Source organism: Succinivibrio sp. (genome assembly GCF_045124615.1).
GTDB lineage: Bacteria > Pseudomonadota > Gammaproteobacteria > Enterobacterales > Succinivibrionaceae > Succinivibrio > Succinivibrio faecicola.
In genome coordinates this window covers 1-1213 of the sequence record NZ_JBGVMC010000200.1, presented here as the reverse complement: position 1 = coordinate 1213, position 1213 = coordinate 1, and the positions used below count along the sequence as shown (strand labels likewise).

General features: G+C 36.7%; 2 protein-coding genes. Both read right to left on the bottom strand.

The annotated features are described in order from the left end of the window. A partial coding sequence (locus ACJML3_RS05200; RefSeq protein WP_406021228.1) for a hypothetical protein occupies nucleotides 1-623 on the bottom strand: 623 nt, incomplete at its 3' end. A gap of 3 nt (nucleotides 624-626) precedes the next feature. Then, nucleotides 627-1213, bottom strand: a 587-nt coding sequence (locus tag ACJML3_RS05195) for a hypothetical protein (RefSeq protein ID WP_406021226.1), incomplete at its 5' end; no start/stop codon positions are given.

Genomic DNA, 1213 nt, shown 5'->3' with positions numbered 1-1213 from the left:
ACAGTGGAGTCAAAGTTAGGAACATTAGCGACAGAAAGCAAGGCATTAGAGAGGTTGCGTAAAGTCGTAGTAGCAGTCTGTAAATTACTGTTTAAATTAGCAATTTTATTGACGCTATTAGCCAAAGAATTTAACGCAGAGGCAGTCTTTTTAATATTCTCCATGCCAGTGGTAAATTCTTGTGACAAATTCACAAAACTTGTTACTGCTGATTTGATTTTGTATAAAGTATCAATAAAGCCTTTGATATTATCAGTCACACTAGAAAGGTTTTTTACTTGAGCAGACAAGCTACCTAAACTAGAACTCAAAGCAGTAATGTTTGTCGCTCTAGTGTTAAGTCTGCGAGAAAAATTATCAATGGCAGTACGTAAATTGTTTATTCTGCTTGTAGCACCTGTCTTTTCGCCACCTACAGCAGTTGATAAACTTTTTAACTCACTAGCTAAATTAGCAACGTTTTGTGAACTGTTAGCGTCAATACCTGTAGTGCTTACTTTAATCTCAAGTTTTTGATTTTTCTTGATTTCTTCTACATCTTCAATTATCTGCTTTAATTGAGCATCGGCCTTAGATGTATCGGCATCTACTATAATCTTTTCATTAGTTTCATTAGTGGCCATAAATTACCTCTTTCTCTTATCCTGTAAAGCGTATCTAACTCGTCTGATAGCATTAGCAAATTCAGTATGAAATATGGTTAAACAGTATTGTTCGGGATCGTCTATAGACGTTTTAACCATACCTGCACCATCTCGAATAACTTTTGTTGCGTAGTTTTCTCCACCTATCTTTTTTGTTCTTCCCCTAAAACTTTCTACTGTCGCAGAATCAACGAACGCACAGTTGCTTATATGCACAGTATAATTCGACCTCATTGACGCTTTTAAATCGTCTCTAGCGTCATTCAATCTGCGTATAGCACTTACTCTACCATCTTGAACAGTGTTGGTATGAGCTATGATATTAGCCTGCCACACTTCAAAATAATCTTCGGGATCTCCGTCAAAATAACCTTTATATCCTAAATCAGCTCTTGATACAGTTACAGTCCATGCTGATGCCGTGTTACCTGTTGTACCACCTGTGGCAAGGATTAGCTCGTATGTCAGGTTTATGGCTATATCCATAACCTCTTTTGCAAGCAACTTTTTGAACTCCTGTATATACCTTTTGCTGACTTCTTTTCTACCACCGATTTTTAACTTTTTTC